Source organism: Bacillus sp. 1780r2a1 (assembly GCA_024134725.1).
Lineage (GTDB): Bacteria > Bacillota > Bacilli > Bacillales > Bacillaceae_H > Priestia > Priestia aryabhattai_A.
This window is the reverse complement of sequence record CP099863.1, coordinates 3,164,304-3,189,261: the sequence shown is the minus strand read 5'-3', so window position 1 is coordinate 3,189,261 and position 24,958 is coordinate 3,164,304. Positions and strand designations below refer to the sequence as shown.

Here is a 24,958-nt window from a genome sequence, read left to right as displayed (position 1 = left end):
GGGTGTAGTACAGCGCGTCAAAGACGATGCTTGTTTTCTCACACCCTTTCTATATCAAGAGAGGGTGTTTTTTATTCCGCCTATACCGCTAAATAACATTTAACAAGTTTAACTAACAGACAGTAGAGATGAAGGAATTCTTCACTTAGGAAAGTTGAATGTTATAAAAAGTGAATGAGATGAAACAAATGGAGGGAATCGATATGAAACATTTAGTGACAGTCTCAACGCTAGAAGTAAATGAAATTCTACAAATCTTAAGCGATGCTGAAAACTATCGAATAAATAAAAAAGGGTGGTACCCAAAAGAAAAGATGTTTGTGGCAAACCTGTTTTTTGAAGCGAGCACAAGAACGCGCTGCAGTTTTGAAATGGCTGAGCAAAAGTTAGGATTAACAACCATTCCTTTTGAAGTGACAACGTCAAGTGTCCAAAAAGGAGAAACTCTTTATGACACCATTGAGACGCTAGCAGCAATTGGAGTCCAATCAGTGGTCATTCGTCATCCAGAAGATCGTTATTATGAAAAACTTCAAGAACAAGTATCGATTCCAATTCTTAATGCAGGAGATGGCTGTGGTCAACACCCAACGCAGAGCCTATTGGACTTACTCACGATTCAACAAGAGTTTGGATCTTTTAAAGGCTTAAAAATCGCCATTATGGGTGATTTGAGGCACAGCCGCGTTGCCCGCTCAAATGCTGAACTGTTAACAAAGCTAGGCGCAACGGTTTATTTCGCTGGACCAGAAGAGTGGCGGGATGAATCAAATCCATATGGTACATATATAGACGTGGATGAGGCTATACAAGCTGTTGATGTGGTGATGCTACTGCGGATTCAGTTTGAACGACATTCAAAAAGTAACTCTACTCTAGAGGAAGAATATCATAGCCGCTACGGTCTTACGATTGAGAGAGAGAAAAGAATGAAAGATGGCAGCATTATTTTACACCCAGCCCCAGTCAACCGTGGTGTAGAAATTGCAGATGAACTAGTTGAGTGTCAACGCTCAAGAATTTTCAAACAAATGGAAAATGGAGTTTACATCCGAATGGCTGTTTTAGCACAATCATTACAATCAGTTGAAAGGGGAATGAACAATGAAAACAATCATCAAAAATGCTACATGGTTAACTGAGGGAAAGCGTGAAAGAATTGAATTAAAGATTGAAAATGGCATAATCACTGAAATTGCAAACGAGATTCCCGCAGCGGATGAAAAAATTATTGATGCAAACGGTCATTTAGTAGCACCAGGGTTTATCGATGTACATGTTCATTTAAGAGAACCGGGTGGGGAAAAGAAAGAAACGATTGCAACTGGAACATTAGCAGCTGCCAAAGGTGGATTTACAGCAATTGCAGCTATGCCAAATACGCGTCCAGTACCAGATACTGTTGAACAAATGGAATGGCTGAATAAACGAATTGAAGAAACGGCTCACGTACGTGTGCTACCTTATGCATCCATTACAACTCGTCAGCTTGGAAAAGATCTTACAAACTTTGAAGGACTAAAAGAAGCAGGAGCGTTTGCTTTTACAGATGATGGCGTAGGTGTTCAGTCAACAGGAAAGATGCTAGAAGCAATGAAAAAAGCTGCTGAGCTAGATAAAGCAATTGTTGCACACTGTGAAGATAATGAACTGATTAACAAAGGGTGTGTGCATGACGGAAAGTTTGCAAAAGAGCACGGGCTTAACGGAATTCCATCCATTTGTGAGGCTGTACAGATTGCAAGAGATGTTCTATTAGCGGAAGAAGCAGGTTGTCACTACCATGTATGTCATGTAAGTACAAAAGAGTCCATTCGTACAATTCGCGATGCGAAAAAAGCAGGTATTCGAGTAACTGCCGAAGTAACGCCGCATCATCTGCTATTAAGCGAAGATGATATTACGGCGCTTGATGCTAACTTCAAAATGAATCCACCGCTTCGCGGAAAAGAAGATCAAAAAGCGTTAATTGAAGCATTATTAGACGGGACGCTTGACTTTATTGCAACAGATCACGCGCCGCATACGGCTGAGGAAAAAGCGGAAGGAATGGAGCTTGCTCCGTTTGGAATTGTTGGGCTTGAAACAGCGTTCCCCCTTCTTTATACAAACTTAGTTTTAAAAGGAGTCATTACGTTAGAGCAGCTCATCTCGTACTTAACGAACAAGCCAGCAGAAACATTTAAGCTTCCATACGGAACGCTTGAAGTTGGAAAGCCAGCAGATTTGACGCTCATTGATTTAGAAACAGAAAGAAAGATTGACCCAGAAGAATTTGTATCAAAAGGTAAAAATACACCATTTGCAAACTGGCCTTGCAAGGGTTGGCCAGTCATGACATTAGTAGAAGGTAAACAAGTATGGGAGGATGTTAAAGTATGCAACGTCAACTAATTTTAGAAGATGGAACAGTATTTATTGGGGAAGGATTTGGGAGCGAAAGAGAGATGACGGGAGAAGTTGTCTTTAATACAGGAATGACGGGATATCAAGAGATTCTATCAGATCCCTCTTACTGCGCGCAAATCGTCACTTTAACATATCCTATGATTGGAAATTACGGAATTAACCGCGATGATTTTGAATCGATTGAACCAGCTGTGCACGGTTTAATTGTTAAAGAAGTTTGCGAAGTTCCATCAAATTTCAGAAGTGAACTTTCAGTTGATGAGTTTTTAAAACAAAAAGACATTCCGGGTTTAGCTGGAATTGATACGCGCAAACTAACGCGTAAAATTCGTCAATACGGCACGCTTCGCGGTCGAGTATGTGGGATGGATGTGAACGTAGAAGAAGTAGTTGCAAGTCTTAAAAGCTACAGCTTGCCAACAGATTCAGTTGAAAAAGTATCAACAACAAATGCATATCCAAGTCCAGGACGCGGTCAAAAAGTAGTACTAGTTGACTATGGAATGAAGCACGGTATTCTTAGAGAATTAACGGCTCGCCAGTGTGACGTTATCGTAGTCCCTTACAATGTGACTGCAGAAGAGATTCTTCGCTTGAACCCAGATGGAATAATGCTTAGCAACGGGCCTGGAGACCCAAAAGATGTGCCGGAAGCTATCGATATGATTAACGGGATTTTAGGGAAAGTACCTCTGTTCGGAATTTGCTTAGGACATCAATTGTTTTCATTAGCCTGCGGAGCAGATACAGAGAAAATGAAGTTTGGTCATAGAGGTTCTAACCACCCTGTAAAAGATTTACGAACAAATAAAGTTGCTCTTACTTCTCAAAATCACGGCTATACGGTACGTGAAGCATCACTAGAAAATACGGATTTAGAAATTACGCATATCGCGTTAAATGATGGAACAGTTGAAGGAGTTAAGCATACGAAGTATCCAGCGTTTACTGTACAATATCATCCAGAAGCATCACCTGGACCAGAGGACGCAAACGGATTATTTAATGAGTTTATGGAACTTATGAAAAACAATCAGAAAGTAGGTAATTGCTAATGCCAAAACGTCAAGATATTCAAACTATTTTAGTAATCGGATCAGGTCCAATTGTCATTGGGCAAGCAGCAGAATTTGATTATGCGGGTGCACAAGCATGTATTGCATTAAAAGAAGAGGGATACAAAGTTATTCTTGTAAACTCTAATCCTGCAACGATTATGACAGATTCCGAAATGGCAGATAAAGTATATATCGAACCTCTAACGGTTGAATTTGTAAGTTCAATTATTCGCAAAGAGCGCCCGGATGCTTTACTTCCAACACTTGGAGGTCAAACGGGTCTAAACTTAGCTGTGGAGCTACACAACACAGGCATTTTAGAAGAATTTAATGTTGAAATTCTTGGTACAAAGCTGTCAGCTATCGAACAAGCAGAAGATCGTGAGCAGTTCCGCTCTCTAATGAACGAGTTAAACCAGCCCGTTCCAGCAAGCGAAATTATCCATACGCTTGACGAAGCATATTCATTTGTTGAAGAAGTAGATTATCCGGTTATTGTTCGCCCAGCATACACGTTAGGTGGAACAGGCGGCGGTATTTGCCACAACGAACAAGAACTCATTGAAATTGTTACAAGCGGTTTGAAGCACAGTCCGGTAACGCAATGTCTGTTAGAAAAAAGTATCGCTGGATTTAAGGAAATCGAATATGAAGTAATGCGTGATGCAAACGATAATGCGATTGTTGTATGTAATATGGAAAACTTTGATCCAGTAGGGATTCATACGGGTGATTCGATCGTTGTAGCACCGAGTCAAACGTTAAGCGATCGCGAATACCAGCTGTTACGAAATGCTTCACTAACAATTATTAGAGCATTAAAAATTGAAGGTGGATGTAACGTGCAGCTAGCGCTTGATCCAGAAAGCTTTCAATATTATGTCATTGAAGTAAATCCACGTGTAAGCCGTTCTTCAGCACTTGCATCGAAAGCAACGGGATACCCAATTGCAAAGCTAGCCGCTAAAATTGCTGTTGGATTAACTCTAGATGAAATGATGAATCCTGTTACAGGAAAAACGTATGCATGCTTTGAACCAGCGCTTGATTACATCGTATCAAAAATTCCACGCTGGCCGTTTGATAAATTTGAATCAGCTAATCGTAAGCTTGGAACACAAATGAAAGCAACAGGCGAAGTAATGGCAATTGGCCGTACGTTCGAAGAGTCACTTTTAAAAGCAGTTCGTTCACTAGAAGCAAATGTTCATCACTTAGAGCTTAAAGATGCGCATGAGTTTAGTGATGAAATCATCGAAAAAAGAATTCGTAAAGCAGGCGATGAGCGTTTATTCTATATCGCTGAAGCAATTCGCCGCGGTGTAACAATTGAACAGATTCACGATTGGAGCAAAATTGACTTATTCTTCTTAGTAAAGCTTGAACGAGTAATTCGATTTGAATCTGTGCTAAAAGAAGAGGTTCATAATATTGAAGTGTTACAGAAAGCAAAAGAAATGGGATTTGCGGATGATACCATTGCAAAGCTATGGAATCAATCAGAGCGTGAAGTATATGATTTCCGCAAGCAAAACGGCGTAACACCAGTTTATAAAACAGTTGATACATGCGCAGCAGAGTTTGAATCAAGCACACCTTACTTCTACGGAACGTTTGAAGAGGAAAATGAGTCAATCGTAACAGATCGCAAGAGCGTGATGGTGTTAGGCTCTGGTCCGATTCGTATCGGTCAAGGAATTGAGTTCGACTATGCAACGGTACATTCCGTATGGGCCATTAAAGAGGCTGGTTACGAAGCAATCATCGTTAACAATAATCCAGAAACGGTTTCAACTGACTTTAGTATCTCAGATAAATTGTACTTTGAGCCGCTTACAGTAGAAGATGTAATGCATATTATCGACTTAGAAAAACCAGAAGGTGTGGTTGTTCAGTTCGGTGGACAAACAGCTATCAATCTAGCAGAAGAGCTTGCAGCAAGAGGTGTAAAAATCTTAGGAACATCTCTAGAAAGCTTAGACGCAGCCGAAGATCGTAAAAAGTTTGAAGCAACGCTTGCTCGATTAGATGTACCACAACCTTTAGGCAAAACCGTAACTTCAGTTGAAGAAGCGGTCGTTGTTGCAAGTGAAATCGGCTATCCAGTTCTTGTTCGTCCTTCTTATGTACTCGGTGGACGTGCAATGGAAATTGTATACAAAGAAGAAGAGCTGCTACATTATATGAAAAATGCAGTAAAAGTACACGCAGATCATCCTGTTTTAATCGACCGTTACTTAACAGGGAAAGAGATTGAAGTAGATGCAATTTCTGATGGTGAAACAGTGGTTATTCCAGGAATTATGGAGCATGTAGAGCGCGCGGGTGTCCACTCAGGAGATTCAATTGCAGTATATCCTCCTCAAACACTGTCAGAGGAAGTAAAAAGCACAATTATCGACTATACAACAAGAATTGCGAAAGGCTTGAACATTATTGGACTGCTGAACATCCAGTTTGTTCTATCAAAAGGTGAGGTTTATGTACTAGAAGTAAACCCACGTTCAAGTCGTACGGTACCGTTCTTAAGTAAAATTACGCGCATTCCAATGGCTAACGTTGCAACAAAAGTCATTTTAGGAACAAGCCTAAAAGATCTCGGCTACGAGTCAGGCTTACACCCAGAAGAAGAAGGCGTATATGTAAAAGTACCGGTGTTCTCATTTGCAAAGCTACGCCGTGTTGATATTACGCTTGGACCAGAAATGAAGTCAACGGGTGAAGTAATGGGGCAAGACTCTACGTATGAGAAAGCTCTTTATAAAGGCTTAATCGCGTCAGGAATGTCAATCAAGCCATACGGCTCAGTACTGATGACCGTATCAGATAAAGACAAAGAGGAAGCAACAGAGCTTGCAAAACGATTTGCAAATATCGGTTATCAAGTTATTGCAACAGAAGGAACAGCTGAAGTGTTTGAGAAAGAAAATATCCGCGTGAAAGTTGTGAACAAAATTCACGACCAAGATCATAATCTATTGGATGTCATTCGAACAGGTGAAGCACAGCTTGTGGTTAATACGTTAACAAAAGGTAAGCAGCCAGCTCGTGATGGATTTAAAATTCGCCGTGAAGCGGTTGAAAATGGCGTACCTTGTTTAACATCACTAGATACAGCTGAAGCAATTCTACGCGTGCTTGAAACAATTAGTTTCCACACTGTACCGATGAAAGAAGCGCGTCCAGCTCGTGAGGTGACAACTGTATGAACAAACATGAAATGATGCAAGTCGTCAAACAGCGTCCTTTAACTCATAACGTTTACGAATTAACACTGAAAGGCGAGCTTGTTCGTTTCATGAATGAGCCTGGTCAGTTCGTTCACATTCGCGTTGAAAATCAGTATTTGCCTCTTTTAAGAAGGCCGATTAGCATCGCTGAAATTAATCAAGATGCAAATGAGTTTAAGATGATTTATCGTGCGGAAGGTGCGGGAACAAAGCTGCTTGCTAGCAAGCAATCAGGCGAAGCAGTAGATGTGTTAGGACCTTTAGGTCACGGGTTTCCAACAGATGTACTAGAAAGTGGGAAAACAGCTGTATTGGTAGGTGGAGGAATTGGAGTTCCTCCTCTATACGAGCTGTCCAAACGATTAACAGCAAAAGGAATTAAGGTTGTTCATATACTAGGCTTTCAGTCAGCTGCTGATGTGTTTTATGAAAAAGAATTTAACGAGCTAGGAGATACGCATATTGCAACGGTAGATGGAACGTGGGGAATAAAAGGGTTTGTGACGGATATAATCGATCAGCTTCAGCTGCCGTACGATACGATGTTCTCTTGTGGTCCAACGCCTATGCTACGTGCTTTAGAAGCAAACTATAGCGATAAGCCCCTTTATATTTCATTAGAGGAAAGAATGGGTTGTGGAATTGGAGCTTGTTTTGCATGTGTCTGTCGTCAAAATGAAGAGTCTAATGCATATAAGAAAATTTGTAGTGATGGACCGGTTTTCCAAGCAGGGGAGGTGCTTTTATGAACATGCTTCAAACGACATTACCAGGCCTAGATTTAAAAAATCCCATCATGCCAGCTTCAGGATGCTTTGGGTTTGGAAGAGAGTATGCACAGTTTTATTCATTGGATACGCTTGGAGCTATTATGATTAAGGCTACAACTGCGGAAACAAGGTTTGGAAATCCAACACCACGCGTTGCAGAAACGCAGGCAGGGATGCTCAATGCAATCGGATTACAAAACCCAGGGTTAGAAAAAGTCATGTCAGAAGAATTAGTTTGGCTCCAAAAATATGATGTACCCATTATTGCAAACGTGGCAGGTGCATCTGTTGAAGAGTATGTCGAAGTGGCAAAGACAATTTCAACTGCTTCGAATGTAAAAGCATTGGAATTAAATATTTCATGTCCGAACGTAAAAGAAGGTGGTATCGCCTTTGGTGTTGATCCAGTAATTGCTGCGCGCTTAACAAAAGCAGTAAAAGAGGTATCAGAAGTGCCTGTATACGTTAAATTATCTCCCAACGTGTCAAACATTGTAGAAATGGCTACAGCTGTAGAAGCAGCGGGAGCAGATGGTTTAACAATGATTAATACGCTTTTGGGAATGCGTCTTGATTTGAAAACAGCACAGCCAGTGCTAGCGAATGGAACTGGGGGATTATCAGGTCCGGCAATTAAGCCAGTAGCTATTCGCATGGTCCATGAAGTGAGTCAAAAAGTAAACATTCCAATCATCGGAATGGGCGGAGTGACAACGGCTGAAGATGCGCTAGAATTCTTATACGCAGGTGCGAGCGCAGTTGCAGTAGGAACAGCAAACTTTGTAGATCCTTACGTCTGCCCAACTATCATCGATGAGTTGCCAAAATTAATTAATTCTTTAGGGTATGAACACGTATCTGAATGTGTAGGAAGGAGCTGGAAAAAGTATGAAAAAGCCGTTTATCATTGCTCTTGATTTTTCATCACTGCATGATGTGAAGAAATTTTTAACATCGTTTGAAGGAGAATCTCTTTATGTGAAAGTGGGAATGGAGCTTTTCTATAAAGAAGGATTAGCAATTATTTCTTATCTGAAAGAGCAAGGGCATGAAATTTTTCTAGACTTAAAGCTTCATGATATTCCAAACACAGTAAAAAATGGAATGAAATCATTGGCTTCTCTAGACGTTGATTTAGTAAACGTTCATGCAGCTGGAGGTACACATATGATGCAATCGGCTATTGAAGGGCTGGAAGCAGGCACTTCTGTTGGTAAACAGCGCCCGCTATGTATCGCAGTGACTCAGCTCACAAGCACATCAGATACGATGTTGAAAGAGCAGCAGCTTATTACACATTCAATGCAAGAAGTTGTAACACATTATGCTTCTCTTGCTCATCAAAGCAAATTAGATGGTGTGGTCTGCTCAACTCATGAAGTGCCAAGTATACGTAAGGCTGTAGGTGAATCTTTTTTAACCGTAACGCCTGGAATTCGAATGGCGCTTGATTCAAATGATGATCAAGTACGAGTAGCAACACCTGAGCTTGCGAGAGAGTATGGAGCAAGTGCTATTGTAGTAGGGCGCTCTGTGACAAACGCAAGGAATCCAGTAGAAGTTTATTATCAAATGTTAAAGCAATGGAAAGGGGAGCATGTATCACAATGACAAACTTACGAAAAGAAATCGCAAAACAACTAATTGATATCGAGGCAGTTAGCCTTCGGCCAGATCACCCATTTACTTGGGCTTCTGGAATTAAATCTCCCATCTATTGTGATAATCGTCTAACGCTATCTTATCCAGGCGTTCGAAAAGAAATTGCTAAAGGTTTACAAAGTTTGATTAAAACATATTTTGCAAATGCAGAAGTAATTGCAGGAACAGCAACGGCTGGAATTCCACACGCAGCGTGGGTGAGCGAAGCGCTGGAGTTACCAATGTGCTATGTGCGCAGTAAAGCGAAGGGGCATGGTCGCGGCAATCAAATTGAAGGAAAAGTAAAAGCAGGTCAAAAGGTTGTTGTAATTGAAGATTTAATTTCAACTGGAGGCAGTGTTTTAACAGCAGTGAATGCGTTAAAAGAACAAGGTTGTAACGTACTCGGTGTCGTATCTATCTTTACATACGAACTGGAAAAAGCGCGCCAATTATTTAAAGAAGAAGGTTTGCAAGTTTACTCTTTAACGGATTATTCAACGCTTGTAGAAGCGGCAAGTGAAGCAGGGTATATTCAAGAAGGTGCAATGAAAAAGCTCTTTAAGTGGAGAGAGAATCCTTCGGATCCAGCTTGGATGACAGCTGAAGAAACAGTTTAAGCTAAATAAAAAAGCGTGTCCAAGGTAAAGGACACGCTTTTTATGCTGGCATTAATCTCTTAATTTTAATACAAGTTCTTCACTAGGCGTTACGTAAACTGTTTGCTGATTATCGTAAGTAACAAATCCAGGTTTAGCACCACTTGGCTTTTTGACATGGCGAATCTTTGTAAAGTCAACTGGTACGGAGCTAGAATTTTTCGCCTTGCTAAAGTAAGCAGCAAGATGAGCGGCTTCAAGAATGGTTTCTTCTGTTGGCTCAGCGTTACGAATAACGACGTGAGATCCAGGTATATCTTTTGTATGGAACCAAATATGATCTCTCGCTGCAAGCTTATTTGTTAAATATTCGTTTTGTTTGTTGTTCTTGCCGACTAAAATGATGGTACCGTCACTGGCTTTATATTGCTCAAGCGTTGGAGTTGAATTCTTTTGCTTTTTACTTTTCTTTTGTTGGCGATTGCGTAGGTAGCCTTCTTCCACAAGCTCCTCTCGAATTTCAGCGATATCTTTGTGAGAAGCCGTCTCCATTTGCTGTAGTAAAGATTCAAAGTAGACAATTTCTTGTTGAGCTTTTTCAATTTGCTCATGAACAATCGCTACTGAATTTTTTGCTTTTTGATATTTAGTAAAGTAGCTCTGTGCATTTTGAGCAGGCGTTTTTTGAGGATCAAGCTCGATTGTTAGTGTCCCACTGTTTTCGTCATAGTAGTTTATAACGTCAACGGTCTTATCCCCTTTTTTAACAAGGTGTAAATGGGACGTTAGCAGCTCTCCTGCAAGTTGGTATTCACCAGCTTTTTCAGCTTGCTGTAGCGTCCTCTGCAACTTATTAATTTTCTTTTCATTTTTCTTTTTTTCAGTTGTCATGAACTGAAGTAAATCATGAGCTTGTTGCTTAACACGATCGCGCTCTGCTTTTCCATAATAGAAGCGGTCTAAAAGTTCACTAATAGTTTGGAACGTCTTTTCTTCACCTTGTAAGTGACTAAGAGATAAAAGGTGGAAGTAATCTTTTCCTTGTACCGAAGTGAGAGTTGGCTGCATGTCGCCCTCTTTAATAGCATTCATTGTATTAATAAACGCTTTGGGTAACGTAGTTTGGTTAGCTAGACCAGCGCGATAAACGATTTCATTTGCAAGCAGAGGTGAAAGCCCAGCAAAAGCTTGAACAAGTTGATTGCCAATCTTTCCGCTGTTGAAGTCTAAGCTTCTTAAAATCATCTCTTCATCTGCTTCAAATGGATCAAGCTTTTCCTGATTTGGTGGAAGTACATAAGTTGCACCAGGCAGTAGTGTGCGATGACGATTCATGGCCATTGGGATGTGCTTAATGCTATCGATAATGACATTTGTTTCTTTATCCACAAGCATGACGTTACTGTGACGTCCCATAATTTCAATAATAAGTTGCTTAGATGTTACATCGCCAATTTCGTTGCGCCCTTTTGTTTCAATGATAAGAATACGATCAAGCCCTAACTGATAAATTCGCTCAATAATATTTCCTTCTAAATGTTTACGAAGAAGCATGCAAAACATTGGCGGTTCAGCTGGATTTTCGTATGTTTCTTTTGTAAAGTGAACGCGTGCATAATTGGGGTGAGTTGAAATAAATAACTTTCGATTTTCCCCTTTAGCGCGAACTTGTAAAATTAGTTCATTTGGAAATGGTTGATAGACTTTTGCAATTCGACCGGATGTTAATGCGTTATCTAGTTCTTGTAAGATTCCGTATGTAAAGATTCCGTCAAATGACATGTTGTTCACATCCTTTAATGTTTCAAAAATAGTCCTTCGTAAAAGTATAGCATTTTTTAGGACGAGTCTGAATAAGCATACGATATAAGATTGTAACAATCTATGTGACTTATTTACAAACAAAAGGGTGTGAAGGAATGCGATGAAATGGTATGAGCTGAGTGAGCGAGCGACATTAGAAGTGACAAAAACAAATAAAGAAAATGGGTTAACCGCAAAAGAAATCGCATTGAGGCAGAAGCAAGAAGGTTTTAATGAGCTTGCTGAAGGTGAAAAGCAGTCTGCACTGCTCGTATTCTTGGAACAGTTTAAGGATTTTATGGTTTTGGTTTTATTAGCAGCCACGCTAATATCAGGTTTATTAGGAGAGTATATTGATGCAATTGCCATTATTGCAATTGTCGTGATTAATGGGTTCCTTGGTTTTTTCCAAGAACGTCGTGCTGAAAAGTCACTGAATGCATTGAAGGAATTGTCGGCGCCGCAGGTACTTGCTTTACGAGACGGTAAATGGTCAAAGACCCTTTCAAGAGAACTTGTAGTGGGAGACATTGTAAAGTTCGGAAGCGGTGATCGGATTGGTGCTGATATTCGTCTTATTGATGCCAAAAGTTTAGAAATTGAAGAATCAGCGCTTACAGGTGAATCTGTCCCTGTTCCAAAGTATACACGGGTATTAGAAGGAAATGAAATTCCACTTGGAGATCAAGAGAACATGGCGTTTATGGGAACTCTTGTAACGCGTGGGAGCGGTGTTGGAGTTGTAGTAGGGACAGGCATGAAGACGGCGATGGGGCAAATTGCTGACTTGTTGCAAAATGCAGAAGCCGTTATCACACCCCTGCAGAGGAAGCTTGAACAGCTTGGGAAAATTCTCATTATTGTTGCGCTTTTATTAACGATTCTTGTAGTTGGAATTGGTGTCTTACAAGGGCATGATTTATACACGATGTTTTTAGCGGGCGTATCACTAGCGGTTGCCGCAATTCCAGAAGGATTGCCGGCTATCGTAACCGTTGCTTTATCATTAGGTGTTCAGCGGATGATCAAACAAAAATCTATTGTTCGGAAGCTTCCAGCTGTTGAAACACTGGGCTGTGCATCTGTTATTTGCTCAGATAAAACAGGAACACTTACTCAAAATAAAATGACGGTTACTCACTTATGGTCAGGTGGGAAAACGTGGAACTTGTCTGGAACAGGCTATGACCCAAGTGGAACTTTTTCTGTTGAGGGGAAAGATGTGAACGTTAGTCGAGAAAAACCATTGCAGCAGCTGTTGCTATTCGGTTTATTATGTAACCAAACAACGGTTACGAAAAAAGACAAAGATTATGTAGTTGATGGTGATCCTACAGAAGCCGCTTTAGTCGTAGCCGCAATGAAAGCAAACTTTACCCGTCAAAATGTAAAAGGAGACTTTAAAGTAATTGAAGAGTTCCCTTTTGACTCTACTCGTAAAATGATGAGTGTTGTGATTGAAGGTAAAGATAACAAGCGGTATGTGGTAACGAAAGGTGCACCGGATGTACTGCTAACAAACAGTAAGTCGATTGTATGGGAAAACCGTCATCAGTCCCTATCAGTTAGCGGTCGTGACGAGGTGCAAAATGCTATCCATTCTCTAGCAAGTAAAGCTCTTCGAACAATTGCCGTTGCTTATCGTCCACTTGAATCGTACGAAACGATTACTACTGAACAGGAAGCTGAAAAAGAGCTTGTATTCTTAGGACTTCAAGGGATGATTGATCCTCCACGCCCTGAAGTAAAGCAGGCTGTAAAAGAATGCCGAGATGCTGGAATTAAAACGGTTATGATTACAGGAGATCATGTGATAACCGCTGAAGCAATTGCCAAACAGCTAGGGATCTTACCAAAGGGAGGACGAGTGCTGGAGGGCTATACGCTAAATTCGATGTCTCAATCTGAACTTGAAGATGTGGTAGATGACGTATATGTTTATGCACGGGTATCGCCGGAGCATAAACTAAAGATTGTTAAGGCGCTACAAGCAAAAGATCACGTGGTAGCTATGACGGGTGACGGTGTAAACGATGCGCCTGCAATTAAAGCTGCAGATATTGGTATAGCGATGGGGATTACAGGAACGGACGTTGCAAAAGAAGCTTCAGCACTGGTGCTTTTAGATGATAACTTTGCAACGATTAAATCAGCAATTAAAGAAGGCCGAAACATTTATGAAAATATTCGAAAGTTTATCCGATACTTACTAGCTTCTAATGTAGGAGAAATACTTGTCATGCTGTTTGCTATGATTCTAGCTTTGCCACTGCCGTTAGTACCTATCCAAATCCTATGGGTCAACTTAGTGACGGATGGCCTTCCTGCGATGGCATTGGGGTTAGATCAACCTGAAGATGATGTAATGAAGCGCAGACCAAGGCATCCAAAAGAAGGAGTGTTTGCACGGGGATTAGGTTGGAAGGTAGTGAGCAGAGGGTTTTTAATTGGAATTGCGACCCTTGCAGCGTTTATTATTGTCTATGATAATAACCCTGATAACTTACAGTACGCTCAAACGATAGCATTTGCCACGCTTGTTATGGCTCAACTGATTCACGTATTTGACTGTCGAAGTGAAAAATCCATTTTCGATCGGAACCCTTTTGAGAACCTTTACTTAGTTGGTGCGGTTATTTCATCAATTTTGCTAATGCTAGTTGTTATTTATTACCCACCTTTACAGCCAATCTTCCATACCATGGCTATTGCGCCAAGGGAATGGTTAATTATTTTAGGTTTAGCGAGTGTTCCAACATTTTTGCTAGCGGGTTCACTTTTAACAAGAAAAAAAGCATAATTAATGATATAGTAATAAAGCACTGGTGGAAGCATACGGTTTGCTTTCACCAGTTTTTAAAGAGTGAAGTACATTGCTGTTACTCTTTTTTTGAGTAACACTTTCTTTTATTCCTTTTTTTTTGTAAGATGTACATAGTGGATGTGATGATAATGATAAGAAGTATGACAGGTTTTGGCCGAGGACGAGCAGATAATGACGCTCAAGCGGTAACGGTAGAAATGAAATCGGTAAATCATCGCTTTTGTGAAATTACTGTGCGAATGCCAAGGCAATTAATGGAAATTGAAGATAAAATAAAAAAAATCATTCAAACATACATAAAACGTGGTAGAGTAGAAGTATTTGTTACAATTTCAGGTGAAGGTTTGGCTAAAAAGACGTTGCAAACGGATTGGGAGCTGTTAAGTGAGTATATGAAAGCTTTCCAAGAAATTAGCGAGCGTCATGAGCTTTCCAAGTCTGTCGAAATTCAAGATATTCTACACATGCCTGACGTAATGACGACTTCTGAAGAAGAAGTAGACCAAACATCAATTCACCAGCTGGTATTTACAGCGGTTGAACAAGCAGTGTGTCAGCTGCTAACGATGCGTGAAAAAGAGGGGCAAGAATTATATCAAGATTTAGTTCAGCACCTTACAAACATCCAGCAGCTTCGGGAAGAAGTAGAATTGCTTGCACCAACTGTTAGTGAGCAATATGAAGATCGCTTGAGAAAAAGGTTAACTGACTATCTTGAAGGTACAATCGATGAACAGCGAGTGCTAGCAGAAGTGGCTATTTTTGCTGAAAAAGCGGATGTTAACGAAGAATTAACGCGTATTAACAGTCATCTTACTCAGTTCTTTCAAACCATCGATACAACTGATGTTATCGGAAGGAAGCTTGACTTTCTTGTACAAGAGTTAAATCGAGAAATGAATACAATTGGAGCGAAAGCAAACAGTGGTAAGATTGCTCAATGTGTCATCGATATGAAAACGCAGCTAGAGCGTTTGAAAGAACAAGTTCAAAATATTGAATAGTTACTAGTAGCCTTCGGAATAGACGGACACAATATGGATACAGTAGGGGGCTTTGTATGAGCGGTAAATTAGTTAATGTTGGGTTTGGAAATTTTATTTCTTCTAATCGCATCATTTCTGTCGTTCAGCCGGAATCAGCGCCAATTAAACGAATTGTGCAGGAAGCAAAAGATCGCGGAAGTTTAATTGATGCCACGCAGGGAAGAAAAACCCGAGCTGTGATTGTAATGGACAGTAATCATATTATTTTAGCTCCTGTTCAACCGGAAACTGTAGCACAAAGGCTTGTGAATAAAGAAGAATTAGTAGAAGGGTAGGGCGTATAAACCAATGATTGAAAGAGGTTTATTAATCGTTCTTTCAGGACCATCTGGTGTTGGAAAAGGAACGGTAAGAAAAGCATTATTTGAACAAGATGATATTAAACTTCAGTACTCTATTTCAGCAACAACACGTCGTCCACGTGAAGGCGAAGTTGATGGTGTGGATTATTTCTTTAAAGAACGCGAAGAATTTGAGCACATGATTGAAAATAAAAAGCTTCTAGAATGGGCAGAGTACGTAGGTAATTACTACGGTACACCTATTGACTACGTTGAAGAAACGTTAGCTTCAGGGAAAGATGTCTTTTTAGAAATTGAGGTTCAAGGTGCCCTTCAAGTAAAAGAAGCATTTCCAGAAGGATTGTTTATCTTTCTGGCACCGCCAAGCTTATCAGAGTTGAAGAGTCGTATTGTAAACCGCGGTACAGAAACAGAAGATTTAATTAACAACCGTATGCGCGTAGCGAAAGAAGAGATTGAGCTTATGCATGCATACGATTATGTAGTAGAGAATGACAAAGTAGAAAATGCATGTGCACGTATCCAAGCAATTGTGACGGCAGAACATTGCCGCCGCGACCGTGTATCAGCACGCTATAAAAGAATGTTGGAGGTAGAATAAATGCTTTATCCGTCAATTGACTCATTAATGCAACGTTTAGATTCTAAATATACACTAGTAACAGTAGCTGCAAAGCGCGCACGTCAACTTCAAATGCATAATGATACACCAATCGAAAGACCTGTATCTCATAAATTAGTAGGTTGTGCATTAGAAGAAATTAATTCAGAACAGCTTACGTATACGCACGTACCTTCAAAAGACGAGAATGAAGAAAGATAATTGTTAAAATAACAACCTATTCGCAGTAGGTTGTTATTTTTTTCTGTTAGAAAGAGGGTTTATCAAAATCAACTTCTATTCTTGAACATGTTATAATATGGACATTGTAAAGGTTGTTCAGTAGATAAAAAGATGGGAGTATGGGTAAAGATGTTGAAAGGAAAACGAATTTTATTATGTGTTAGTGGTGGAATTGCTGTTTATAAAGCATCAGCACTAACTAGTAAGTTAGTGCAAGCAGGAGCTGAAGTAAAAGTCATCATGACAGATTCTGCTCGTGAGTTTGTTACGCCGCTAACATTTCAAGCACTTTCAAGAAATCCTGTATACACAGATACATTTGATGAAAAAGATCCGGCTGTTATTGCACATATTGATTTAGCAGATTGGCCAGATTTAATTCTCGTCGCACCTGCCACTGCTAATATGATAGGGAAATTAGCAAATGGAATTGCCGATGATATGATTTCAACTACTCTTCTTGCTGCCACAGCTCCAGTTTGGATTGCTCCAGCAATGAATGTTCATATGTATGATCACCCAGCTGTGAAAAAGAACATGCAAACATTAGCTTCATTTGGCTATCAGTTTGTTGAGCCTGGAGAGGGTTATTTAGCATGTGGTTATGTTGGAAAAGGTAGGTTAGAAGAACCTGAAACAATTGTTAGCCTTCTACAGTCTTACTTTCATGACCAAAAGGCACCTCAAGCGCTAAAAGGTACGAATGTTTTGGTTACCGCAGGCCCAACGGTTGAGCGAGTGGATCCTGTGCGTTTCTTTACTAATCGTTCTACTGGTAAAATGGGCTATGCTATAGCAGAAGAAGCAGCGAAGCAAGGAGCCAATGTAACGTTAGTATCTGGTCCAACGCAGCTTACGCCTCCTGCTAATGTTAAAACAGTGCAAGTTGAGAGCGCACAGCAGATGTTTGAAGCGGTGATGAAGCATTATACAAATATGGATGTTGTCATTAAATCCGCGGCGGTTGCTGACTATCGTCCAAAGAATGTTCATCAACAAAAGATGAAGAAGCAGCCTGGAGAGGCAGTGCTAGAATTGGAGCGAACTACTGATATTTTGAAAACGCTCGGAGATTACAAAGATTATAATCAGGTGCTTGTTGGATTTGCAGCAGAAACAGAACAAGTAGACCTATATGCTCAAAAGAAGCTCGAGAGCAAAAATCTAGATATGATTGTCGCTAATAACGTAACAAGTGAAGGCGCAGGCTTTGGAACAGATACGAACATTGTGACATTTTATAAGCGAAACGGTGAGCAAAAGCAGCTTCCGCTCATGTCTAAATCATCCGTTGCCAAAGCTTTATTAGAAGAAGTGAAGCAGTTGCTAGCGAGTGTTCGACAATGAACTTTGCTAGCGTAATTGTTGATGTAGCGGCAAAGCAAACGGACAGAGTATTCGATTACTCAATTCCTCAACAGTGGAGAGAGGTTCTTGTCCCAGGAATGCGAGTAATCGTTCCGTTTGGCCCACGCAAGGTGCAGGGATTTGTTGTAGACGTTAAAGTAGAAACAGATGTAAAGCGAACGAAGCCAATCGCTGAGCTGCTTGATTTAACACCAGTGTTAACGCCTGAACTATTAGAGTTAGGCCATTGGCTCACTGAAAAAACACTTTGCTTTAAAATATCGGCTTTTCAAGTAATGTTACCCGCTGCGATGAAAGCAAAATATGATAAAAAAATAATGCTTCAATCAGGAGTAGAAAGTTCACAGCTTCACTCAAAGGTGCAGCCATACTTTCAACATACGTCTGAAGTGATGTGGAGCGATATTGAGAAATCAGAGGCTGTAAATAGTTTTTATCGTGATATCCAAAAAGGTCTCTTAGAAGTTGTATATCTAGTCAAGAGTAAAGGGAATAAAAAAACTGTGAAAGCTCTTCGCTTAGCTCAGCCTTCTGAACGTGTGAAACAGGTTATGAAAGAGCTGCCTAAACAAGCTGAAAAGCAAAAACAAGTCCTTGAATTTATGTTGGTGCAAGAAGAGGCGGTAGCACAAAAGGACATTATGACCGCACTTAACGTAACGGGAGCACCTATTAAAGGATTAGTGTCAAAAGGTTTGCTTTACGAGGTTGATATGGAGATTTATCGAGATCCTTATGCCAATCGCGATTTTGTTCCATCAAAACCTTTTCCGTTAACAGATGAACAATCTGCTGCTATCAAACCAATTCTACGTGACATTGAGAACGATGAACACGATGTTTTTCTCATGTATGGTGTAACGGGAAGCGGTAAAACGGAAGTGTATTTGCAGTCAATTGACCAAGTATTGAAACAGGGGAAAGAAGCGATTATGCTTGTTCCCGAAATATCACTAACGCCTCAAATGGTCAAAAGGTTTAAAGAACGATTTGGTTCGAAGGTGGCCGTGATGCATAGTGGTTTGTCAGCCGGTGAGAAATACGATGAGTGGCGTAAAATTCAGCGTAAAGAGGTATCCGTGGTTGTAGGAGCAAGATCAGCTATATTTGCTCCGTTTCAACATGTGGGCATCATCATCATTGATGAAGAGCATGAAACAAGCTATAAGCAAGAAGAAAATCCTCGGTATCATGCGCGCGATGTGGCAATTAAACGTGCAGAGTTTCACAACTGTCCAGCGATTTTAGGGAGTGCAACCCCAACGCTAGAGTCATTTGCACGTGCTCAAAAAGGCGTTTATAAACTTTTAACACTGCGTGAACGGATGAATAAATCAGCTCTTCCAAAAGTAGATATTGTGGATATGCGTGAAGAGCTCCGAGACGGAAATCGGTCAATGTTCTCTACGCTTCTTCTTGAAAAAATACATGAGCGCCTTGAAAGAGGAGAACAAATTGTATTGTTCTTAAATAAGAGAGGACACTCATCTTTTGTTATGTGCCGTGACTGCGGTTATGTTCCTTCGTGTCCTCACTGTGAAATTTCATTGACATATCACCGCTACCAAAACCGAATGAAATGTCATTACTGTGGGTATGAAGAGCCAACTCAAACGGCTTGTCCAGAGTGCGAAAGCGACCATATTCGCTTTTTTGGATCAGGAACGCAAAAGGTGGAAGAAGAGCTGGGAAAAGTGTTGCCTGCAGCGTCTGTCATTCGAATGGATGTTGATACAACAAGCCGCAAAGGAGCTCACGAAAAACTACTAACAAAGTTTGGAGATGGAGAAGCGCAGATTTTATTAGGTACGCAAATGATTGCTAAAGGCTTAGATTTTCCAAACGTAACGCTTGTTGGAGTTTTATCAGCAGATACAATGTTAAACCTTCCGGACTTTCGAGCGGCTGAAAAAACGTTTCAGCTCCTTACACAAGTAAGCGGAAGAGCAGGACGCCACCACCTGCCTGGTGAAGTTGTAATTCAAACCTATGCTCCTGAGCATTACAGCATTCAATTAGCAAGTCAGCACGACTATGATACTTTTTATCTTGAAGAAATGAAGCTTAGACAAGCTCATCGCTATCCGCCGTTCTTTTATTTGGCGTTGGTAACTGTCTCACATGAAAACGTGGCAAAAGTGGTGTCTGTAACTGGGAAAATATCGCAGTATTTAAGGCAAAAGCTCACTCCGCAAGCCGTTATTTTAGGGCCTGTTACCTCTCCGATTGCTAAGATAAAAGATAGATATCGATATCAATGCATGATAAAATACAAGCTGGAACCGAATATGATACCAGCGTTAAAATATATAGTAAACCAGTACCAAGATCAAATGCAGCAGGAACAACTAACGATTACGATTGATTTACACCCGTATTCAATGATGTAAATCGACAACGAAAACGTTAAATGACTGCTGTTTTGGATATAAATAGAAAGAGTTGAAGGAGGGAGTAGCTTGGCTAAATTAAAGCTAGTTTACCACCCCAATGAAGTATTAGAGACAAAGTGTGAACCTGTCACAGTGTTTGATAATAAATTAGCTAAGTTAATGAATGGCATGTATGATTTAATGCTTGAAGCAGATGGAGTAGGACTTGCTGCTCCACAGGTTGGTGTATTACAGCAAGTAGCAGTGGTTGATATAGGAGATCGACACGGCAAAATTGAATTGGTTAATCCAGTCATTCTTGAAAAACGTGGTCAACAAACTGGTCCTGAAGGCTGCTTAAGTTTTCCGGGCCTTTTTGGTGACGTAACTCGTGCTGACTATGTGAAAGTACGAGCACACAATCGCCGTGGGAAAGTATTTGTAATGGAAGCAAAGGGTTTTTTAGCGCGTGCCATTCAGCATGAAATTGACCACTTACATGGGGTGCTTTTTACTGAGAAAGTATCGCGTTACTATGAAGATGGAGAACTAGAAGGGTAGGAATTTAAAATGAAAGTTGTGTTTATGGGAACACCGGATTTTTCTGTACCGGTATTGCAGACTTTAATTAAGGATGGATATGAAGTAGTGGCCGTTGTAACGCAGCCTGATCGTCCAAAAGGAAGAAAAAGAGTTATGACTCCACCACCAGTAAAAGTAGAAGCACAAAAGCACGGCATCCCAGTGCTACAGCCAGAAAAGATTCGTTTAGAAGAAGCGTATAGTGAGGTATTAGCGTATAACCCTGAATTAATTGTAACGGCAGCATTTGGACAAATTTTACCAACACCAATCCTAGAAGCGCCGAAATATGGCTGTATTAATGTTCATGCATCATTGCTTCCTGAGCTTAGAGGAGGAGCACCAATTCATTATTCTATTTTACAAGGTAAGCCAAAAACTGGCGTAACGATTATGTATATGGTTGAAAAGCTAGATGCCGGTGATATCTTGACGAAAGTCGAAGTGCCTATTGAAGAAAAAGACCATGTTGGAACGTTGCACGATAAACTAAGCGAAGCGGGAGCTAAATTATTATCTGAAACTATTCCATCTCTCGTATTAGGTGATTTAACACCAATAAAGCAGAACGAAGATGAAGCTACATTTGCATTTAACATAAAGCGCGAACAAGAAAAAATTGATTGGACGCGAAGCGGTGAGGAAATTTATAATCACATCCGTGGTCTTCACCCTTGGCCAGTGGCGTATACGACGCTAAATGGTCAAGTGATGAAAGTTTGGTGGGGAGAAAAGGTTGCGGCAGAAGGAGAGCCAGGTAAGGTAGTATCGCTTGAAAAAGATGGGTTTATCGTGGCGACAGGAAACCGTACAGGAATTAAAATTACAGAGCTTCAACCATCTGGAAAAAAGAGAATGGAAGCCGCACAGTTTTTACGCGGAAATGGTATTGAAGTAGGGGCTGTGTTAGGAGCTCATAATGAGTAAATATAACGTTCGTGATATTGCGCTTGATATTTTACTTTCGATTGAAAAGAATCAAGCTTTCAGTAACTTGTTGTTAAACAAAAGTATTCAAAAGTACGGTGTTCAAGGGAAAGATGCCGGCCTCTTAACAGAAATTGTATATGGTACAATTCAAAGAAGAGATACGCTAGACTATGGCTTGGCTCCGTTTTTAGCAAAAGCAAAAAAGCTACAGCCTTGGGTTAGAGTACTGCTTCGCTTGTCTCTTTATCAAATGTTGTACTTAGACCGTGTTCCTGATCGCGCAGTTATTCATGAAGCAGTGGAAATTGCTAAGCAGCGTGGTCATAAAGGAATTGCTTCAATGGTGAATGGTGTTTTGCGTAATGTACAACGAAATGGCGTTCCAAGCGTAGAAGAGATTAAAGATCCTATTGAGCGCTTAGCGATAGAAACAAGTCATCCTTTATGGTTGGTGAAGCGATGGGTGGAACAATATGGATTGGACAAAACGCGTGAAATTTGTTTAGCTAATCTAATGTCCCCTAAGCAAACGCTTCGTGTAAACACAGCGCGTTTCACTATTTCTGAAGTGATTGCACAGCTTGAACAAGAAGGTATTTCTGTAGAAAGTGGTGGACTTGTTAAGGAAGCTCTAGAAGTTCAAAGAGGAAATGCAGCATATACAGATGCGTTTAGAAATGGGATGTTTACTGTACAGGACGAAAGTTCAATGCTTGTTGCTCATGCTCTTGGTGCTGAGCAAGGAGAAACGATTTTAGATAGCTGTGCGGCACCAGGTGGGAAATCAACTCATATCGGTGAAAAGCTTAACAACACGGGACAAGTCATTTCTTTAGATATTCATGATCACAAAGTCAAGTTGATTTCTGAGCAGGCAGAACGCTTGCAACTTATGAATATTTCACCAACAGTGCAAGATAGTCGTAAGGTAGCAGAGCGCTTTGAAGAAGAAACGTTTGATCGTATTTTAGTCGACGCTCCGTGCTCAGGGTTCGGTGTTATGCGAAGAAAACCAGATTTAAAGTATGTTAAGACCGAGCGTGACGTTCAGCAATTGTCAAAAATCCAGCTTGATATTTTATCAGCTGTTGCTCCACTATTAAAAAAAGGTGGGACACTTGTATACAGTACATGTACGATTGATCGGGATGAGAATGAAGATGTAGTGGATGCATTTCTCGATAATCACCCAGAATTTATGGTAGACTCTACCTTGGCAGAACGTATGCCAGAAAAGATTAAACAAAACGTTAAACACGGTCAAATCCAACTTCTTCCAAGTGAAGAAAGTGATGGGTTTTACATTGCCTGTTTACAAAAGAAGGTGTAAAAATGGAAGGAACTATTAGTAAAAGAGCCAAAGATAAAAAAGTAGAAAATAAAAAGCCGTCAATTTATTCATTACAATTACATGAGTTAGAGGCATGGTTAGTATCTCAGGGAGAGAAAAAATTTCGTGGGAAACAAATTTTTGACTGGCTATATGTAAAGCGCGTGACTGAATTTGACGATATGTCGAATTTGTCAAAAGGACTCCGTGATAAGTTAAATGAGGCCTTTGTTTTAACTACGTTAAAAACCGCTGTTCAACAAACTTCTTCAGATGGAACAATGAAATTTTTATTTGAACTTCACGATGGCTATACAATTGAAACAGTACTTATGCGACACGAGTATGGAAATTCAATTTGTGTAACAACACAAGTTGGCTGTCGCATTGGTTGTACGTTCTGCGCGTCTACTCTTGGCGGATTAAAGCGCAACTTAGAAGCTGGTGAAATTGTTGCTCAAGTAGTGAAAGTACAAAAAGCGCTTGATGAACAAGGAGAACGCGTAAGTCATGTCGTAATTATGGGTATTGGTGAACCGTTTGATAACTACGACCAAATGATGGGCTTCTTAAAAATCATTAATCACGATAATGGCCTTAATATTGGTGCTCGTCACATTACGGTATCAACAAGTGGAATTATCCCTAAAATCTATAAATTTGCTGATGAGCAAATGCAGATTAATTTTGCCATTTCCTTACATGCACCAAACAACGACATTCGTTCAAAGTTAATGCCAATTAACCGTGCTTACAAACTACCTGACTTAATGGAAGCAATTAAATACTATACCGACAAAACAGGTCGTCGTATCAGCTTTGAATATGGTTTGTTTGGTGGAGTAAATGACCAGGTGGAACATGCTGAGGAGTTAGCAGCGCTTATTAAAAACATTAAATGTCACGTGAATTTAATCCCTGTAAACTATGTTCCAGAGCGTGACTACGTTCGCACACCGAGAGAACAAATTTTTGAATTTGAAAATACGTTGAAAAAACATGGTGTTAACGTAACAATTCGACGTGAACAGGGACATGATATTGATGCAGCTTGTGGTCAATTGCGTGCGAAGGAGCGTAAAGAAGAGACGAGGTGATTGTATGGAAACTGTCTTTATGACAGACCGAGGGAGAATACGTCAACACAATGAAGATAACGGAGGGGTATTTTTGAACGCTCATGGCCAAGTGCTTGCAATTGTAGCAGATGGTATGGGAGGTCATCGTGCTGGGGATGTAGCCAGCGCGATGGCGGTTCAAAAATTGCAAGATGTCTGGACGAGCAGTCCAGCTATAAATGAACCGAACGATGCTACTACTTGGATACGTGAACAAGTAATGAATGTAAATGAAGCTATACATCAACATGCAAGCGAACATGAGGAATGTAAAGGAATGGGGACAACCATTGTACTAGCTATTTGCACATCTGAATTTTGTACAATTGGTAATATTGGAGATAGCCGTGGCTATTTATTCAGTGAAGATGGTTTTAGGCAAATTACAGAAGACCATTCCCTTGTCAATGAGTTGGTTAAAAACGGTCAAATTTCACGAGAAGATGCGGAACATCATCCTCGTAAAAATATTTTGTTACGTGCATTAGGTACGGAAGAAAAAGTAGATCTTGATGTAAAAACTGTTGAAATCGAATCAACAGATTTATTATTATTGTGTTCAGATGGGCTTTCCAATAAAATAAGCGAAGAGAAGCTCCAAGACATTTTACAACCTGGAACGTCTCTAAACGAAACAGGTGCACGCTTAATTACATTGGCTAATGAATTAGGTGGAGAAGATAACATTACACTAGCAATTGTGGACTTTACATCTGAAAGTGGGTGAGAACG

At 40.3% G+C, this 24,958-nt stretch carries 21 protein-coding genes; 20 read left to right on the top strand and 1 reads right to left on the bottom strand.

Translation table 11 applies throughout. The features are described from left to right. Positions 1-203 precede the first annotated feature (203 nt). From NIZ91_15980 to pyrE, 8 genes are read left to right on the top strand one after another with little or no spacing between them, the layout of a single operon-like run. Positions 204-1,142 carry an aspartate carbamoyltransferase catalytic subunit gene (locus tag NIZ91_15980; protein USY54234.1) on the top strand — a complete coding sequence of 313 codons (939 nt, stop codon included), beginning with the start codon at positions 204-206 and terminating at the stop codon, positions 1,140-1,142. Continuing rightward, positions 1,105-2,394: a dihydroorotase gene (locus NIZ91_15975; GenBank protein ID USY54233.1), complete on the top strand. Its 1,290-nt coding sequence runs from the start codon at positions 1,105-1,107 to the stop codon at positions 2,392-2,394. The genes NIZ91_15980 and NIZ91_15975 overlap by 38 nt, the downstream gene beginning before the upstream one ends. Beyond that, positions 2,379-3,464 carry a carbamoyl phosphate synthase small subunit gene (locus NIZ91_15970; GenBank protein USY54232.1) on the top strand — a complete coding sequence of 362 codons (1,086 nt, stop codon included), beginning with the start codon at positions 2,379-2,381 and terminating at the stop codon, positions 3,462-3,464. Before NIZ91_15975 ends, NIZ91_15970 begins: the two co-directional genes overlap by 16 nt. After that, a complete protein-coding gene (gene carB, locus NIZ91_15965) occupies positions 3,464-6,676 on the top strand; it encodes a carbamoyl-phosphate synthase large subunit (GenBank protein ID USY54231.1) in 3,213 nt (1,070 codons plus the stop codon). The genes NIZ91_15970 and carB overlap by 1 nt, the downstream gene beginning before the upstream one ends. After that, positions 6,673-7,446 carry a dihydroorotate dehydrogenase electron transfer subunit gene (locus tag NIZ91_15960; protein ID USY54230.1) on the top strand — a complete coding sequence of 258 codons (774 nt, stop codon included), beginning with the start codon at positions 6,673-6,675 and terminating at the stop codon, positions 7,444-7,446. Before carB ends, NIZ91_15960 begins: the two co-directional genes overlap by 4 nt. After that, positions 7,443-8,384, top strand: a complete 942-nt coding sequence (locus NIZ91_15955; protein ID USY54229.1) for a dihydroorotate dehydrogenase — start codon at positions 7,443-7,445, stop codon at positions 8,382-8,384. The genes NIZ91_15960 and NIZ91_15955 overlap by 4 nt, the downstream gene beginning before the upstream one ends. Then, positions 8,356-9,078, top strand: a complete 723-nt coding sequence (gene pyrF / locus NIZ91_15950; GenBank protein ID USY54228.1) for an orotidine-5'-phosphate decarboxylase — start codon at positions 8,356-8,358, stop codon at positions 9,076-9,078. The genes NIZ91_15955 and pyrF overlap by 29 nt, the downstream gene beginning before the upstream one ends. Next, positions 9,075-9,728 (top strand): orotate phosphoribosyltransferase, encoded by a 654-nt coding sequence (pyrE, locus tag NIZ91_15945; protein USY54227.1) that lies wholly within the window; start codon positions 9,075-9,077, stop codon positions 9,726-9,728. The genes pyrF and pyrE overlap by 4 nt, the downstream gene beginning before the upstream one ends. 51 nt (positions 9,729-9,779) lie before the next feature. On the opposite strand, the gene NIZ91_15940 is transcribed toward pyrE, so the two are convergent. Further along, the gene (locus NIZ91_15940; protein ID USY54226.1) at positions 9,780-11,489 is read right to left on the bottom strand and encodes an NFACT family protein; all 1,710 of its coding nucleotides are present in this window, start codon (positions 11,487-11,489) and stop codon (positions 9,780-9,782) included. A 142-nt stretch (positions 11,490-11,631) separates the two neighbouring features. Here NIZ91_15940 and NIZ91_15935 point away from each other — a divergent pair, with 142 nt between their 5' ends. From NIZ91_15935 to NIZ91_15880, 12 genes are all read left to right on the top strand, one after another. Further along, on the top strand, positions 11,632-14,310 hold the full coding sequence (locus NIZ91_15935; GenBank protein ID USY54225.1) for a calcium-translocating P-type ATPase, SERCA-type: 2,679 nt from the start codon (positions 11,632-11,634) through the stop codon (positions 14,308-14,310). A 152-nt stretch (positions 14,311-14,462) separates the two neighbouring features. Beyond that, complete coding sequence (locus tag NIZ91_15930) at positions 14,463-15,338, top strand: YicC family protein (protein USY54224.1); 876 nt, start codon at positions 14,463-14,465, stop codon at positions 15,336-15,338. 56 nt (positions 15,339-15,394) lie between these two features. Continuing rightward, complete coding sequence (locus tag NIZ91_15925; GenBank protein USY54223.1) at positions 15,395-15,655, top strand: DUF370 domain-containing protein; 261 nt, start codon at positions 15,395-15,397, stop codon at positions 15,653-15,655. Positions 15,656-15,668: 13 nt separating this feature from the next. Then, the gene (gene gmk / locus NIZ91_15920) at positions 15,669-16,283 is read left to right on the top strand and encodes a guanylate kinase (protein ID USY54222.1); all 615 of its coding nucleotides are present in this window, start codon (positions 15,669-15,671) and stop codon (positions 16,281-16,283) included. Beyond that, positions 16,284-16,505: a DNA-directed RNA polymerase subunit omega gene (gene rpoZ / locus NIZ91_15915; GenBank protein USY54221.1), complete on the top strand. Its 222-nt coding sequence runs from the start codon at positions 16,284-16,286 to the stop codon at positions 16,503-16,505. It abuts the gene before it with no gap. Positions 16,506-16,655: 150 nt separating this feature from the next. Beyond that, a complete protein-coding gene (gene coaBC, locus NIZ91_15910) occupies positions 16,656-17,873 on the top strand; it encodes a bifunctional phosphopantothenoylcysteine decarboxylase/phosphopantothenate--cysteine ligase CoaBC (GenBank protein ID USY54220.1) in 1,218 nt (405 codons plus the stop codon). Further along, positions 17,870-20,284 carry a primosomal protein N' gene (gene priA, locus NIZ91_15905; GenBank protein USY54219.1) on the top strand — a complete coding sequence of 805 codons (2,415 nt, stop codon included), beginning with the start codon at positions 17,870-17,872 and terminating at the stop codon, positions 20,282-20,284. The genes coaBC and priA overlap by 4 nt, the downstream gene beginning before the upstream one ends. 69 nt (positions 20,285-20,353) lie before the next feature. After that, positions 20,354-20,827, top strand: a complete 474-nt coding sequence (def, locus tag NIZ91_15900) for a peptide deformylase (protein USY54218.1) — start codon at positions 20,354-20,356, stop codon at positions 20,825-20,827. Positions 20,828-20,836: 9 nt separating this feature from the next. Beyond that, complete coding sequence (fmt, locus tag NIZ91_15895; GenBank protein ID USY54217.1) at positions 20,837-21,775, top strand: methionyl-tRNA formyltransferase; 939 nt, start codon at positions 20,837-20,839, stop codon at positions 21,773-21,775. After that, complete coding sequence (gene rsmB, locus NIZ91_15890) at positions 21,768-23,108, top strand: 16S rRNA (cytosine(967)-C(5))-methyltransferase RsmB (GenBank protein USY54216.1); 1,341 nt, start codon at positions 21,768-21,770, stop codon at positions 23,106-23,108. Before fmt ends, rsmB begins: the two co-directional genes overlap by 8 nt. A 2-nt stretch (positions 23,109-23,110) precedes the next feature. After that, a complete protein-coding gene (gene rlmN, locus NIZ91_15885) occupies positions 23,111-24,205 on the top strand; it encodes a 23S rRNA (adenine(2503)-C(2))-methyltransferase RlmN (GenBank protein USY54215.1) in 1,095 nt (364 codons plus the stop codon). Between the two features lie 4 nt (positions 24,206-24,209). Then, positions 24,210-24,953 (top strand): Stp1/IreP family PP2C-type Ser/Thr phosphatase, encoded by a 744-nt coding sequence (locus tag NIZ91_15880; protein ID USY54214.1) that lies wholly within the window; start codon positions 24,210-24,212, stop codon positions 24,951-24,953. Positions 24,954-24,958: the final 5 nt, after the last annotated feature.